Annotated in this window: 16 protein-coding genes and 1 tRNA gene; 15 read left to right on the top strand and 2 right to left on the bottom strand. The window is 33.4% G+C overall.

Going from position 1 to position 15,906, the window contains the following annotated elements:
* Positions 1-157 precede the first annotated feature (157 nt).
* The 15 genes from RT412_RS06790 to hslO all read left to right on the top strand — a co-directional run bounded on the left by RT412_RS06790 (position 158) and on the right by hslO (position 12,939).
* Entirely contained in the window at positions 158-1,012 is an 855-nt protein-coding gene (locus RT412_RS06790; RefSeq protein ID WP_313345256.1) for a 3-hydroxyacyl-CoA dehydrogenase NAD-binding domain-containing protein, read from the top strand.
* A gap of 157 nt (positions 1,013-1,169) precedes the next feature.
* Positions 1,170-2,858: a glutamine--tRNA ligase/YqeY domain fusion protein gene (locus RT412_RS06785; RefSeq protein WP_313345407.1), complete on the top strand. Its 1,689-nt coding sequence runs from the start codon at positions 1,170-1,172 to the stop codon at positions 2,856-2,858.
* Positions 2,859-2,976: 118 nt separating this feature from the next.
* On the top strand, positions 2,977-4,125 hold the full coding sequence (locus RT412_RS06780) for a class I SAM-dependent methyltransferase (protein ID WP_398439049.1): 1,149 nt from the start codon (positions 2,977-2,979) through the stop codon (positions 4,123-4,125).
* A gap of 124 nt (positions 4,126-4,249) precedes the next feature.
* The gene (locus tag RT412_RS06775; RefSeq protein ID WP_313345262.1) at positions 4,250-5,671 is read left to right on the top strand and encodes a sigma 54-interacting transcriptional regulator; all 1,422 of its coding nucleotides are present in this window, start codon (positions 4,250-4,252) and stop codon (positions 5,669-5,671) included.
* Between the two features lie 92 nt (positions 5,672-5,763).
* Entirely contained in the window at positions 5,764-6,912 is a 1,149-nt protein-coding gene (locus tag RT412_RS06770) for a class I SAM-dependent RNA methyltransferase (protein WP_313345409.1), read from the top strand.
* A 106-nt stretch (positions 6,913-7,018) separates the two neighbouring features.
* Positions 7,019-7,444 (top strand): NUDIX hydrolase, encoded by a 426-nt coding sequence (locus RT412_RS06765; protein ID WP_313345264.1) that lies wholly within the window; start codon positions 7,019-7,021, stop codon positions 7,442-7,444.
* A gap of 9 nt (positions 7,445-7,453) precedes the next feature.
* Positions 7,454-8,416, top strand: a complete 963-nt coding sequence (gene whiA, locus RT412_RS06760; protein WP_313345267.1) for a DNA-binding protein WhiA — start codon at positions 7,454-7,456, stop codon at positions 8,414-8,416.
* Entirely contained in the window at positions 8,413-8,679 is a 267-nt protein-coding gene (locus RT412_RS06755) for an HPr family phosphocarrier protein (RefSeq protein ID WP_313345270.1), read from the top strand. The genes whiA and RT412_RS06755 overlap by 4 nt, the downstream gene beginning before the upstream one ends.
* Positions 8,680-8,777: 98 nt before the next feature.
* The gene (locus RT412_RS06750; RefSeq protein ID WP_313345273.1) at positions 8,778-9,518 is read left to right on the top strand and encodes a peptidylprolyl isomerase; all 741 of its coding nucleotides are present in this window, start codon (positions 8,778-8,780) and stop codon (positions 9,516-9,518) included.
* A gap of 63 nt (positions 9,519-9,581) precedes the next feature.
* Positions 9,582-9,663, top strand: a tRNA-Leu gene (locus RT412_RS06745).
* Between the two features lie 98 nt (positions 9,664-9,761).
* Entirely contained in the window at positions 9,762-10,955 is a 1,194-nt protein-coding gene (locus RT412_RS06740) for an MFS transporter (protein WP_313345275.1), read from the top strand.
* Positions 10,939-11,073 carry a hypothetical protein gene (locus RT412_RS06735; protein WP_313345278.1) on the top strand — a complete coding sequence of 45 codons (135 nt, stop codon included), beginning with the start codon at positions 10,939-10,941 and terminating at the stop codon, positions 11,071-11,073. The genes RT412_RS06740 and RT412_RS06735 overlap by 17 nt, the downstream gene beginning before the upstream one ends.
* Positions 11,074-11,124: 51 nt before the next feature.
* Positions 11,125-11,322, top strand: coding sequence for a small, acid-soluble spore protein, alpha/beta type (locus RT412_RS06730; RefSeq protein ID WP_313345281.1), 198 nt, complete (start codon positions 11,125-11,127; stop codon positions 11,320-11,322).
* Between the two features lies 1 nt (position 11,323).
* Entirely contained in the window at positions 11,324-12,055 is a 732-nt protein-coding gene (locus RT412_RS06725; RefSeq protein ID WP_313345284.1) for a class I SAM-dependent methyltransferase, read from the top strand.
* Between the two features lie 2 nt (positions 12,056-12,057).
* Positions 12,058-12,939 carry an Hsp33 family molecular chaperone HslO gene (gene hslO / locus RT412_RS06720; RefSeq protein WP_313371281.1) on the top strand — a complete coding sequence of 294 codons (882 nt, stop codon included), beginning with the start codon at positions 12,058-12,060 and terminating at the stop codon, positions 12,937-12,939.
* Between the two features lie 47 nt (positions 12,940-12,986).
* On the opposite strand, the gene RT412_RS06715 is transcribed toward hslO, so the two are convergent.
* The gene (locus tag RT412_RS06715; RefSeq protein ID WP_313345288.1) at positions 12,987-14,960 is read right to left on the bottom strand and encodes a flavocytochrome c; all 1,974 of its coding nucleotides are present in this window, start codon (positions 14,958-14,960) and stop codon (positions 12,987-12,989) included.
* A gap of 92 nt (positions 14,961-15,052) precedes the next feature.
* Complete coding sequence (locus tag RT412_RS06710) at positions 15,053-15,868, bottom strand: MerR family transcriptional regulator (RefSeq protein ID WP_313345291.1); 816 nt, start codon at positions 15,866-15,868, stop codon at positions 15,053-15,055.
* Positions 15,869-15,906 lie beyond the last annotated feature (38 nt).

The raw sequence follows: 15,906 nt of genomic DNA, 5'->3' as shown, positions 1-15,906 counted from the left end.
TACGGAGATTCTTTGCTTATTATTTACAATATATTCAACAATTATTTTAATTGTTAAATATATGTCAAATATATCTGTATTGATAAAAACTATTTACAGTGATATAATTGTGTTAGGCAAAAAAAGGACAATGGTCCTAATAATATAGGAGGATTAAATGGAAATAAAAAAAATTTGTGTTATTGGAACAGGTACAATGGCAAAGGGAATTATTCAGACTTTTGCACAGGCAGGATATCCTGTTATAGTTAAGGGAAGACCGGGAAAAACATATGATATGTTACAAGATACAATAGGCAAAGGTCTTGCTAAATTAGTTGCTAAGGGAAAAATTGAACAGGCAGCTATGGATCAAACTCTTGCAAACATAACAAAGGTTACTACATATGAAGAGTGTTCGGGAGCAGATTTATTCATTGAAGCAATAGCAGAAGACATGGCAACAAAACATGTTATATTCGGTGAAATTGAGGCGGTTGCAAAAGAAACTGCAATTTTAACCACTAATACATCTTCTTTATCAATTACTGAAATAGCTTCTAAAATGAAAAAACCTGAAAATGTAATAGGTATGCATTTCTTTAATCCTGTACCGGTAATGAAATTGATTGAAATCATTAAGGGTAAGCTTACTTCTCAGGAAGTTCATGATGAAATATTTGCATTATCACAAAAAATAGGCAAAACTCCTGTAAGCGTTGATGAAGCTCCGGGATTTGTTGTTAACAGAATATTAGTTCCGTTAGTAAATGAAGGTGTTGGCATATTAGCTGACGGAGTTGCTTCAAGAGAAGAAATAGACACTGCTATGAAATTAGGAGCAAATCATCCGATGGGACCATTAGAATTGGGAGATTTAATAGGTCTTGATGTATGTCTTGCTATTATGGAGGTTCTATACAATGAATTCGGCGATCCAAAATACAGACCGCATCCGCTTCTGCGCAAAATGGTAAGAGCAAACTTGCTTGGCAGAAAAACAGGTAAAGGATTCTATGATTACAGCAAATAATTAAAAAGTTTAGTATTATGTCATCCTTCAATATGCAGGATGACATTTTTTTATTGGGAAATAATAAAGATATTGGAATTTTTAGCTTGAAAATAGTAATTTCATTATATATAATGAAATGAAATATACATAATCAAGGAGGAAAATGATGAGCGAAATCGAAAACAGGGAATCGGTTAATTTTATTCAAAAAATAATTAATGAAGACCTTGAAAATGGTACATACGGAAACAGGGTACACACAAGATTTCCTCCGGAGCCAAATGGTTATCTTCACGTAGGTCACGCAAAATCAATTTGCTTAAATTATAGCTTAGCTAAGAAAAACAACGGAACATTTAATTTGAGATTTGATGATACTAATCCTACAAAAGAAGATGTATCATTTGTGGAGTCTATTATAAAAGATGTTAAATGGCTATGCCCCGATTGGGAGGAAAGAATATTTTATGCTTCCGATTATTTCGATCAAATGTATGATTATGCCGTAGAATTAATTAAAAAAGGTCTTGCATTTGTTGATGATTTATCGGCTGAAGAAATAAAAGAATATAGAGGAACCTTGACTGAACCGGGAAAAGAAAGTCCTTTCAGAAACAGATCCGTTGAGGAAAACTTAGAATTGTTTACAAAAATGAAGAACGGTGAATTTGCAAACGGTGAAAAAGTATTAAGGGCTAAAATTGATATGGCAAGTGCCAATATCAATATGAGAGATCCTGTAATTTATAGAATTTTACATGAATCTCATCATAACACAGGGGATAAGTGGTGCATTTATCCTATGTATGACTATGCCCATCCTTTAGAGGATGCAATCGAAGGAATAACTCATTCTGTATGCACATTAGAATTTGAAGATCACAGACCTTTTTATGACTGGGTTTTAAGTAATATAGATGATTTTAAAAAAGCTCCTACCAAGCAAATCGAGTTTGCTAAGTTGTTTTTATCTAAAACAATGATGGGCAAAAGATATCTGAAGAAAATGGTTGAAGAAGGATACGTTGACGGCTGGGACGACCCGCGTATGCCAACAGTGGCAGCTCTCAGAAGAAGAGGATACACTTCCGAATCAATACAAAGCTTCTGTGAAGCAATAGGAGTATCAAAAGCGCAAAGTGTCGTAGATATTGCAATGCTTGAATTTGCAATAAGAGATGATTTAAGCTTAAAAGCTCCGAGAACAATGGCTGTATTGGATCCTATAAAATTAGTCATTACAAATTATCCTGAGGATAAGATAGAATACATGGAAGCAGAGAATAATCCTGACAATCCCGAAATGGGCAGTCGTATGATTCCTTTCTGCAGAGAGCTTTATATTGAACGAGATGATTTTATGGAAGAACCACCCAAAAAATATTATCGACTTTTCCCGGGCAATGAAGTTCGACTTAGAAATGCTTATTTCGTCAAATGTGAAAGCTTTGTTAAGGACGAAAACGGAAATGTTACAGAAGTGCATTGCACCTATGATCCTGAAACTAAAAGCGGTTCCGGCTTTACCGGCAGAAAGGTTAAAGGCACAATACATTGGGTATCTGCAAAGCATTATGCCGATGCAGAAGTAAGATTGTATGATTATATGATGGATGATGAAGATTTTGATAAATCAAATTTCTTAGAAAAGCTAAATCCTGATTCTAAAATAGTTTTAAAGAATTGTAAGGTAGAGCCCACATTGAAGGAAAACAAAATAGGTGACAGATTCCAATTTTTGAGACATGGATTTTTCATAATCGACCAGGATACAACAGAGGATAAATTAGTGTTTAACCGCATCGTACAATTAAAGAGCAGCTTTAAAGGTACGGGGACAAATAATCAATTGAAAGTCAATTGAATAGCAATTGATAGGCGATAGATAAAGTGATTGATTACAATTGCTCCTCTATCGCTTAATCTACAGCTAATCTATTGCCAATCAGGAAAATTTTAATTTTCCGCAAGGGGTGGTAAACTTGAACATACAAGAAATAGTTAATAAAAGTATTGAAGAAAACAAATTTATATACGGTGTTTTTACAACACCTAAAAATAAATCGGATAATCCTTATAAAAAAATTACGGTAAGACCGGTCAATGTTAAGAATAAAAGCATTATACAATTTGAAAAATTTACAGATAAACAAGCTTTCCATGAAAACTATTCGTATGAAGAAGCAAAAGAAGAAATAATTAATTTAATAACTGATGGTTATAAAAATATAAATTTATTTACTTCAGATGCAGACTATCAAATAATTGTCAGTAAAAAAGGCAGTATTAAGGTTACTGAAAAACAACCCTCTAAAAAGCAATCCACAGATAACCACAATAAGAAAAAACAGTATATAATCAATGAAAATGAGCCTTGTGACTTTTTAGAGCTTCTTGGAGTAATGAACAAACAAGGAATGGTATATTCAAAGAAATATGATAAATTTAAGCAGATAAATAAATTTTTGGAAATAGTGGATGATTCCTTAAAGGGTAAGGAGCTTAAGGATGATTTTATGATAATAGATTTCGGGTGCGGCAAAGCATATTTAACTTTTGCCTTATATTATTATTTTTATTACTTAAGACAAGTAAAAGTAAAAATAATCGGACTGGATTTAAAAGAAGAAGTAATAAATTATTGTAATGAAATTTCAGGTAAGCTTAATTATGACAACTTAAAATTTATTTACGGAGATATTCGTAATTTTGACTACAAAAACAACATAGATATGATAGTTACACTTCATGCGTGCGATACTGCAACAGATGCAAGCTTGGTTAAAGCAATCAAGTGGAATGCAGATATAATATTGTCTGTTCCATGTTGTCAGCATGAGTTTTATGATAAAATAAAAAACATTGAATTAGAACCGATGCTTAAGCATGGTTTAATCAAAGAAAGAGTATCATCCCTGGTTACGGATTCATTAAGAGGATTATTCCTTGAAGCAAAGGGCTACAAGGTTCAATTGATGGAATTTATAGCTATGGAGCACACTCCGAAAAATATTCTTATCAGAGCCATAAAGACAGGTAAGGAAAATAAGAATGCAGAACAGGAATATAATAATTTTAAGAAATTATGGAACTTAGAAGATTTATTTATAGAAAACTATTATAACAATTGATGAGCGATCGAGATGCAATGGATAAACAATTGACAGGCGATGGATGAGTGTTATAATATCAACAGATATTTAATTGCTACTCAATTGCCAATCAATCGCAAATCTATTGTAAATGGGGGTTGTGATGAATTCTGAAAACTACTTTAAAGAGAGAGAAAGAGGAATTTTTGAATATATATTAGACAATATACCTGATTCCATAACCGTAGTAGATATGGAGGGTAAGGTTATTTTTTTTAATTCCACTGCTGAGGAATATTTTAGTGTTTTAAAGAAAGACATTATAGACAGTGATATAAAAGAATTTTTCCCTAATGCTTTATTATTAAAAGTGCTTGAAAAGAAAATTTCCTATCACAACATATACAACAACCCAAGAGAAAACAGCTTTGTTGTTTCCAGTGCTGTACCTCTTCATGATAAGCATGGCAACATGATCGGCGGACTTGCAAGAGATCGTGATATAACCGAAATTGTAAAGCTTAGTGAGCTCTTAAACAAAACTCAGCACAACCTGCTTCAGCTTGAAAAGGAATACACAAAAATATCAACTTCCGGTGAAGCATATTTTTCAAAAATTATAAGCAACAACGCTAACTTTATACAAATAATTAATTTGTGTAAAAATATATCCAAATCACCTTTAAACATATTGTTAAAAGGTGAAAGCGGAACGGGTAAAGAATTGTTTGCAAAGGCAATCCATTATGAAAGCGGAAGGAAGGGTAAGTTTATTCCCATTAACTGCAGTGCTATACCGAAAGAGCTTTTTGAAAGTGAATTGTTTGGTTATGAGCCGGGAGCTTTTACCGGAGCAAAAAGTGAGGGCAAAAAAGGTAAATTTGAAGAGGCCGAAGGGGGCACACTGTTCTTAGATGAAATTGCAGATATGCCTCTTGAGATGCAGCCAAAACTGCTGCGTGTATTAGAAGAAGGTGTCGTAACAAGGATAGGCGGCAATAAACAAAGAAAAATAGATGTAAGAATTATTTCAGCCACAAACAAGGACATCAGGACACTTATTAAAGAGAATCAATTCAGAAACGATCTTTATTACAGATTGGATGTTTTTCAGGTGAGCATCCCGCCTTTAAGAGAAAGAAAAGGAGATATTGTTTTATTAGCAAACAAATTTCTGCAGGAATTTTGTATGGAGCAGGGTATAGGAATAATTGAAATACCCGATGATATATTAAATATATTTTCCGAATATAATTGGGAAGGCAATGTAAGAGAATTAAGAAATGTAATTCAAAGATCCGTAATTTATGCTCACCAAAAAGGAAAAGATAAAATAGAAAAAGAATTTCTTCCTCCATACATGCAAAAAATTGAAGTGGATGAAATCAATAAGGTTATAAATGTAAGACAGATAAAGCATCATGAAACAGGATTAGAAGAATATATTGAAAAAATTGAGAAAAGAATAATACAAAACACATTAAGGGAATTAAATTCCAATAAATCGGAAGCGGCAAAACGCTTAAAAATTCCCCGCGCAACCTTGTATTATAAAATAGATAAATACAACATAACAATTGATTAGCAATAGATGGGCTGTTGATTAGCTATGGATAAGAAATGGAGTGCAGGTTAAATATACGTCAATTGTAAATTAATTGTTTGGAAAGGAAAATGATGGATAAAATTAAATTAGCTGCAATATCTGCTTTTGGCTTGGAAGCAATAGTTAAAAGAGAATTAAACGATCTTGGTTTTCAAGAAGTTACTGCGGATAACGGTTGGATGTACTTTGACGCAGAAATACAGGACATACCAAAAGCAAACATAAATCTAAGATGTGCAGACAGAGTTATGCTGATAATGGGACAGTTTGAAGCATACAGCTTTGAAGAGCTTTTTGATAAAACCTATGAATTGCCGTGGGAAAATTGGATTGACAAGAACGGTAAATTTACCGTAAAGGGCAAAAGCATAAAATCAAAGCTTTACAGTACGCCTGATTGTCAGGCGATTGTTAAAAAGGCAGTTTCCAAAAAATTGTGCGAACATTACGATGTTGAATGGATGCCTGAAACAGGTGCAGAATACACAATACTTATATCAATTCACAAGGATGTTGCCACGTTGTCAATAGATACAACAGGAGCAAGAGAGGGATTGTTTAAAAGAGGATACCGAGAGAAGTCGACAGAAGCACCGTTGAAAGAAACCATGGCTGCAGCATTGGTTAAGCTAAGCTATTGGAATAAAGACAGGGTATTGTACGACCCGCTTTGCGGCTCTGGTACAATTGCTATTGAAGCAGCGTTAATAGGCAGAAATATTGCCCCCGGACTTAATCGTACATTTGCATCAATGGGCTGGAAAGCTGTAAAAGAAGAGTATTGGAAAAACGCTAAGATTGAAGCAAGAAAAAATATTGATTTTGATTCTGATATAAAAATATATGCATCAGATATAAATCCAAAGGCAATTAAGATAGCACAGGAAAATGCCATAGAAGCAGGTGTTGATGATTGTATAGAATTTTTTGTCAAGGATGTCAATAAGATTATCGAACCAATGTGTCCATATGGCATATTAATTACTAATCCGCCATACGGAGACAGAATTGGTGAAGTTGAAGAAATACAGAAAATTCACAAGAGGTTGGGAAGAGTGTTCGGCAAGGATAGAACCTGGTCTTGCTATGTAATTACATCGGTTGAAACCTTTGAGAAGGATTTTGGCAGAAAGGCGGACAGAAAAAGGAAGCTTTTCAACGGTGATGTAAGGGTTGATTATTATCAATATTATGGTGAGAGACCACCAAAAGAAGAATAAATCTGTTGAAATGTAATCATTTTTATTGTACACTGTAAATATATGTTTGATTTTTTTATATATTGTGTTATTATATAAAATACAATATTGGAATGGCGGGTCAGACATGATTCAGGAAGTTAGTGCAGGCGGAATCGTTTTTTTCAAAAATAGTATATTGATGTTAAAAAAATTTAACGGAGATTGGGTACTTCCAAAGGGAAGAGTTGAAGAAAACGAGTTATTGGAAGAAACTGCTTTGCGTGAGGTTTATGAAGAAACCAAAGCAAAAGTTACTACAATTAAATATCTTGGAAAAATAAATTATGAATTTAACCGCACCTGCTATATGGACAGAATTCATATCAATAAGGAAGTCCATTGGTATTTAATGATGGCACACAACATGAATTGTACTGCACAAAAAAATGAAGGTTTTGTAGAAGCTAAATTTCTTCCATTTGAAAGAACTTTGATAATTGCTCGTTATGATGATGAAAGAAAAATTATTAGGAAAGCCGTTGAAGATATCAAATTTCATAGTTACAAGTAAGGTGATTATATGACTTTTTCTTCAAGAATAAGGGATGAGTTATCAAGAACAGAAATAACCGATTTACTAAGCACCAAAGCTGAACTTGCAGCATTGATTAGAACAATGGGTTACATTAACCTGAAAGGTTTTAATAAATTTGAAATTGGATTTTCTACAGAAAATGCAGCAGTGGCCAGACGAATTTTTAGATTATTAAAGGTGGCATTTGAAATTTCGACTCAGGTAAGCGTTGAAAAAACAAACAGGCTAAAAAAACGCAACAATTACATTATTAACATTGAAGACAAGTATGCAAAGAATTTTTTAATCGAAACAAGAATAGCCAACAATAATAATTTTAACTTTGTGGAATTTGATTACGGAGTTCCCGATGATTTAGTCATCAACAATGAATGTAAAAGAGCATATTTGAGAGGTACGTTTATGGGTTGCGGTTCAGTAAGCGATCCGGAAAAATCATATCATGCAGAGTTTGTAAGCAGCAGAGAAAATCACAGCAATGGTATCAGTTTATTGCTGAAGGAATATGGGATAACAGCAAAAATATTGTTCAGAAAAAACAATTATGTAACCTATATTAAGGAAAGTGAACAAATTTCTGACTTGCTGGCACTGCTTGGAGCGAATAACGCAGTATTGGAATTTGAAAATGTAAGAGCTGTTAAAGAAACAAGAAATCAGATAAACAGGGTAATTAACTGTGAAACTGCAAACCTTGACAAAATAGTTGATACATCAATGAGGCAGATTAACAATATTAAAATTTTAAAGAAACATAAAGCTATCGATAAACTCCCTGATCATTTAAAGGAGCTGGCATATCTAAGATTAAAGCATACGAACGCAAGCTTAAAGGAATTGGGTGAAATGTTAAATCCACCCCTTGGCAAATCAGGTGTGAATCATAGATTAAGAAAGATTGAAGAAATTGCTAATGATTTAGAGCATGAAAAAAGAGGTGTAAAATGAGATCACAAAAAGTAGTATTAAAAAATAAAATAGGACTCCATGCGAGACCGGCAGCAATATTTGTAAAGAAAGCAAGAAATTTTGACAGTGAAATTATTATCAAAAAAGGTATTCAAGAAGCTAATGGAAAAAGCATAATCAGCATTATGGCGTTAGGAGCTATGAAGGGTGACGAGCTTATAATTATAACAAAAGGCTCGGATGAAGACAAATGCATTGCTGAATTAGCTAATTTATTAGAGTTCATGGAAGAAGAAGAATAAAAAATGAGACAGTGGGGTATGACCTATCCCATTTTTCATTTTTTGTGAAAGCGGAGATGTATGTCATAGTTATACAAAATTAAAACACAGGAGACAAAATGGAAAATAAAACAATAGCCATAGTAAACGGCAATGAAATCAAGGAATCAGATTTACAAGCTTTAATGAAAAACTTAGGGCAAAATGCGGCGTATTTTCAAGGTTCCGATGGAAGAAAAAAATTAGTTGACGAATTGGTAATGCATGAATTAATGTATTCAGATGCATTAGAAAAAGGCTTGGAAAATGATGAAGAATTTATTGCAGTAATGGACAACATGAAAAAATCAATGCTTCAACAATATAACCTAAGAAAAATGTTTAATCAGATAACTCTTTCCGATGAAGATTTAAAAGAGTATTATGAAAAACATAAAGATACTTATGTAACACAAGAAATGGTGAAAGCAAGCCATATACTTGTGGATAGTGAAGAGAAAGCCATTGAAATTTTAGAAGATATAACAGATGGATTATCTTTTGAGGATGCGGCTAAAGAATTTTCAAGCTGTCCTTCAAAACAAACAGGTGGTGCACTTGGACAATTCGGTAAAGGTCAAATGGTACCTGAATTTGAAAATGCAGTGTTTGCAATGCAGGTAGGAGAAATAAGCGGTCCTGTTAAAACACAGTTCGGCTATCATCTCATTAAGCTGGACGAACACACGCCAGAAAGAAATGCATCATTCGAAGAGGTAATGCAAGAGGTTAAAGACAGCTGCTTTATGGAAAAACAAGAAAAAGTGTATAATGATAAAAAGTCGGAATTAAGTAAGAAATATAAGGTTGAGATAGTATAACTTTCGTTAAAAAATTATTGCAAAAAATTAAATAATATGCTAATATATTTCAGTGATAAGTAAGCGGATATGGCGGAATTGGCAGACGCGCACGGTTCAGGTCCGTGTGGGGCGACTCGTGCAGGTTCAAATCCTGTTATCCGCACTGAATTTATTCACTTGAGCAATCTGTTATTTTAGGATTGCTTTTTTGTTATCCATAATATATGATTTTATATATATAAATCGGGGACGGTAATAAAATTGAAAAAAGCTTCGATAGGAAGATTATATTTATGCTTTGGTTTATTTGCATTATGCAGTGGCATGGGTCATCCGGTAACACCAACTATGTTTATTGAAAAGGGTTTTGCGGATTATGTATTTGGTTTATCATTTGCTGCAATGTCCTTCTGTTACTTTTTCGGCTCCTTAATTTGGGGTACTGTAGGAGATAATTACGGACATATAAAGGTAATGGCATTTACAGGACCGGTGTACGGAGTAACTCAGCTAATTTTCGGAATGACAGATACCGTATTTATGACAATTGCAGCAAGATTAGCAGGCGGTTTTTTTAGCTCCGGAATATATGTCTGCAGCCTCGCATACTTGGTTAATATTACTGACCAGGACAACAGAGGACGTTACATATCCTATTATGTTGCAATTACTTCAGTATTAGCGGCATTTGGATATTTTATCGGGGGAATAGTGGGCAATTTCTCAATAAATGCAGTATTTATATTGCAGGCATCGTTAATATTTTTATACGGTATTTTGACATATTTGTTAATTGAAGAAGTTAAATCAGATGATAAGTTTACTGCAGGTATGTCCATTAATCCATTTAAATCCTATAGTAACTTTGTAGGGGAGATGCCTGAAATCCTTATAACATTTTTAGCAGCTGTATTTCTTACCAGCTTTGCTTCAACAGCATATGATAATGCTTTTAATTATTATTTAAGAGATGCACTAAATCTTCCTTCATCATATAATGGTATAATCAAAGCAATAATTGGCATTGTAACATTGACTGTAAACTTTACCGTTAATATATATATTGAAAAGCATTTAAATCTAAGAATGTCTATGATAGTTGTATTGTTATTGTGCGGTATATCATCATTGGCAGTTACATTTATTCCGTATTTATATCCGTTTTTTATTGCAAATATAATATTTTTTATGTTTAATGCAATTTATCTTCCCATACAGCAGGACATTATCACTAGGGGTCAGGATTCTAAAACGAGTGGTATAATTTCAGGAATATTTAATTCGGTAAGAGCAGGCGGCATGATTTTCGGATCGTTATTTTCAGGCTTTATATATGAATTGGGAAGCACCTTACCATTTCTGTCAACAGCTGTAGTATTTTTTATAAGTGCCGTTATTTCAATAATAAATCTAAAGCAAGAAAAATCGGGAGTAACCTATGGAATTACAAATTAAAATAATACTTATTGTAATGTTTTTTATAATATTAGTCAGCATACAGTACACTCTTAATAAAATACTTTTGACATTAAAAGAGATTAAAGCGGTATTGCTTACAAAAAAGGAAAAATGAGTATAATTTGTATGTTTTCAACCATAATAAACATATAACAAGGAGGATATTATGGTCGAAAAGAATGACAAACAGAAGGTAAAAAAGAAAAAAGAGCTTACCCCTGACGATATAATGAAATTGGAAATAGCTAAAGAAATAGGTCTGATGGATAAGGTTGAGAAACTTGGATGGGGAGGTCTTACTGCTAAGGAAACAGGCAGAATAGGCGGATTAATGACCGCTAAAAAGAAGCAAAGGAAGAAATAAAATGAATAACAGAAGCTATAAAGAATTTTCTCAGATTTATGATATTCTGATGAATGATATAGACTATGAAAAATGGACATCCTTTATAACGGAAAAAATTGAAGGCAGCAAGGTTTTGGAAGCAGCTTGCGGAACAGGCAACATAACACGTTTATTGGCAGATAAAAACTTTAAGGTTACTGCTTTTGACCTTTCGCAGGACATGCTTATGCGAGCTTATGAAAAGCTCGGCAGAAACAAAAAAGTTAAATTATTAAATATGGATATGACAGAGTTTAAAATAGACGATAAATTTGACGCTGCTATTTGCTGCTGTGACGGTGTTAACTACATAAACAAAAAAGAATTAAAAGAATTTTTCCAAAACATATATAATCATTTAGATAATAATTCCCGTTTTATCTTTGATTTCAGTACACAATACAAATACGAAACTATGTTTAATGACACCTATGTATATGATGACGGTGAAATTTTTTATGTATGGGAGAATTTGCATGATGAATCAGATGATACAGTCAATATGGAAATAAACTTTTTTATAAAGGATGCATCCGATAAATATAATAGAATCAATGAAATACAGACACAATATATACATAAGAGCGAAGAAATGGTGTCATTATTAAATGAAATCGGTTTTAAAAAAATAAAAATATATGATGATTACAACAATGAACAAATAAATGACAATTCTTTGAGAGCTGTCTTTGTATGTGAGAAAGGAAATTAGTAATGGACTATATGATAAGAGCAATAGATAAGAAAAAAACATTCAGGATATTCATGGTAAAATCTACAAACACTGTGGAAGAGGCAAGATTAAGGCACAATACTACTCCAACATGCTCCGCTGCTTTAGGAAGGACGCTGTCCGCAGGGTTAATGATGGGATTTATGATGAAAAATGAAAAGGATAAATTAACAATAAACATTAATGGAGGCGGTCCAATCGGAACAATTTTAGTTGTAGTTAATAACAATGGAGAAATAAAAGGATACGTGGAAAATTCTAATGTAGATTTACCCTTGAAACCAAACGGTAAATTAGATGTTGGAGGAGCAGTCGGTACAAACGGCAAGCTTACGGTGATGATGGATATTGGGTTAAAGGAACCGTATGTAGGAAGTACAGATATCGTAACCGGTGAAATCGGTGAAGATATCGCAATGTATTATTGGCTTTCTGAACAGCAGAATTCTGCAGTTGCATTAGGTGTCTTGGTTGACAGAGATTATCATATTAAATCCGCAGGCGGCTTTATAGTTCAAACATTACCGTTTACAGAGGATGAAGACCTTGAAAAGTTAGAGAATGTATTAAATAACCTGAAATCCGTTTCTGATTATTTTGATAACGATGATGATGTTGAAGTGATAGCAAAAAAATTATTTGCTGATTTTGATATTGAAATAACGGGGAAAATACCCGTTGAGTTTAAATGTGACTGTTCTGAAGAAAGAATGGAAAGAGGATTAATTTCCTTAGGCAAGAAAGAGTTAAAAGAAATAATAGAGGAAGATGAACAAATAGAAACTGTTTGCCACTTCTGCAATGAAAAATATTTATTTCATGGCGATAAATTAAAAAATATATTAAAATATATAGAACAATAAAAGATAGGGCTATTGGAAAGAATCCAATAGCTCTAATTTTTTAATTATTATTTGCCTGCAGCAGCATTTTCTCCTGCGATTTTTCCGAATACCATTATATCCGCTAAAGCATTTCCACCTAAACGGTTACCTGCATGTATTCCTCCGGTAACTTCTCCGGCTGCATAAAAGCCTGGAATAACATTTCCGCTTGTATCTAATACCTGAGCTTCAGTATTAATTTCCAATCCGCCCATTGTGTGGTGTAATGATGGTGAACGAGGTGTTGCGTAGAACGGTGCAACTTCAATTTTACCACCAAAGTTTGCCTTTCCAAAATCAGGGTCTGCTTGATTATCTACATATGAATTATACTTTTCTATTTCACTTACAAAGACATCTGCCGGTACCCCTATTTGTTTTGCAAGATCTTCAAGAGTATCTGCTTTATAAATGCTTCCTGAGGCTATAAGATCATCTATAACATCTCCCCAGCCATTTTTGCCTCCGGGTTGAGGATTACCTGCTGTTATCTGGTCACAAATAATATAGAATAATGCATCTGTTTGATTAAGTGCTGCACTTGCCATAACATCGCGTTCAGCGTATTCATTTACGAATCTCTTTCCTTCTTTATTTATAAACACCTGAGATTCAGCGCTGCCCCATACACCGCCTGAAAGAGCTCCTGTTTCCGGATGTGAGCTTGGCATCAATTGTGCAAAGCCCATTCCGACAAGGTTAGCTCCTACACTTTTACCCATTATAATACCATCTCCTGTAGCATTTGCAGTATTGGTACTTTTCATATTTTCAGGAATTGTCGGCCAGTAAGTATTGTATTCGGCAACCATCTTAGCATTCGCTGCAAAACCACCTGTTGCCATAACAACGCCTTTTGTTGCATTAAGTATAACAGGAGTTCCGTCAGATTGTGTTGTTTTAACACCTACAACTCGTCCATCCTTTACTATCAGCTCTTCTGCTTTAGTTTCTAACATAATTTCTGTTCCGTTTTTTTCAGCAGAATTTGCAAGCGGATAAACAAATCCTGAACCAACGTTAGTGTCTAAAGAATGTGTACGAGGCCACATTGCACCAAGTACTGTTGATATTTCATCTTTTATATTCAGATTGCTGTCTTGGCTTGCTACCCATCTTAAAGCATCTAAAGAATTATATGAAAGTGTCTTGGCTAAATCTAAATTGCTATGTATTTCAACTCCATTTTTGTCTGTTCTATGTCCGCCTATATACATATGGTAAATATGAAGTTCAGGTGTATCGAAAAGTTTAGTTGTATCACCTGATTCAAAGTATTCATTTATTTGTGATTTTAAAGTAACAACAGTGTCTTTAAATTCGCCAAACGAATTTTCATCAACTTTTAAAATAGCCTTAAGATCATTTGTTAAGGCATCTTTCGTTTCTACCTTTGATTGCAATTCAGGGTCAACTGCATTATAGGCTCCACCTGCGCGAAGAGTATTTCCACCTAAAGAAGCACCTTTCTCAATCAATATAACCGAAGCTCCGTTTTGTGCAGCAGCTGAAGCAGCTGCAACACCGGCTCCGCCTCCACCGACAACTACAACATCTGCAGTTTTTTCAATTGTATCTTTTATCTGTTGTGCTACTTCTTTATTTTTCAGTGATTCTATATCACCGCCGGCTTGCTTAATACAGTCCTCAATAGCATCTAAAAGACCTTTGCATGAGTTTGTTGCTCCTGCAATCATATCAACTTTAAGTGTTTGACCATCGATAATCTGTTTTGGTAATTTTTCAAAAACAGGTTTTGCTATATCAGGAGTTTCCTGGTTTTCTCCTACTACAATAGATAGTATTTCGGTATCGCTGAAAGTTATCGTTACAGGAATATCACCGAAATTTCCTTTTGCGGAAGCAGTATATTCTCCTGCTGTATAAGTCGCTGAATCTGAAGGTGTAGGTGTATTTGATTCAACAGGATTTGTTGCACATGATGAAAGGCTGAATATCATCAAAATGCATAAAATTAAACTAATAATTCTTTTTGACATTTATTCTTCCTCCTAAGATTTTAATTAGTTTGTCTATTAACAAACTAATTCTAAACCTTAGTCCAGCACTAATGTCAATACTTAAAAAACAATTATTTGTTTGTGAATGGTAAAAACACTCCATGATAGTTATATTTTTCACCATTTATAATATCTGAAGCCAAATAAATTAAAAAGCTATCACCCGATAAATTAAGCTTGCTTTTTTTAAAATATTCCATAGCATCTTTAAAATGAATATGACCGATAGGTTCAATATCAGGTTTTATTATTACTGTGAATATGTAATCTGATGGATTAATTGCTATAGTTCTTCTGCTTAACTTTAATCCAAAATCATCAGCAGATTGCTTTTCTGTTGTAAGTGACATTTCAAATTTAAACGATTCAGAATCGTTTAATAGTATTTTGTCAGACACACATCGAGTATAATAAGTGACAGGTAATAGATCAACCCATCGTTTCAATTCATCGGTTATTGATTTGTCTAATGATAGTTGATCGTTTTCTGAATGGGGCAACCTGATAAGTTCAGGTAACTTAATTACAACATAATTGTTTATTTTATCCGGAATAAAACTAAAATACTCTTTATATTTATTTAGCATGTTTAGCTTTGCATATTCGAATTTCAGTTTTTGTTCAATATCATAGGCTTGTTTATCAAATAAGGAAGAAAGCTCACGAGATGAGATATCACTAACCATTTTTGAAGCTTGAGAAAGTGAAAATCCAAGACTGCTGTAAAATTTACAGGTTGAAACCTTTCTTACATCATAGTTTGAGTAATATCGATAATTATTGGCTTTATCTTTATATGGATTAATAATTTTCTTTTTCTCATATTGTCGTACTGTGTCTACAGTCAGCCCTTGCATTTTAGCAAAACTACTTATAGTATATTGCACAATTACCTCCATCTTTAATATCATCATTGACGTAATTG

Source organism: Sedimentibacter sp. (assembly GCF_032080165.1).
In the GTDB taxonomy this organism is placed as follows: domain Bacteria; phylum Bacillota; class Clostridia; order Tissierellales; family Sedimentibacteraceae; genus Sedimentibacter.
The sequence above is the reverse complement of the archived record's forward strand: the minus strand, read 5'-3'. Positions and strand labels throughout refer to the sequence as shown.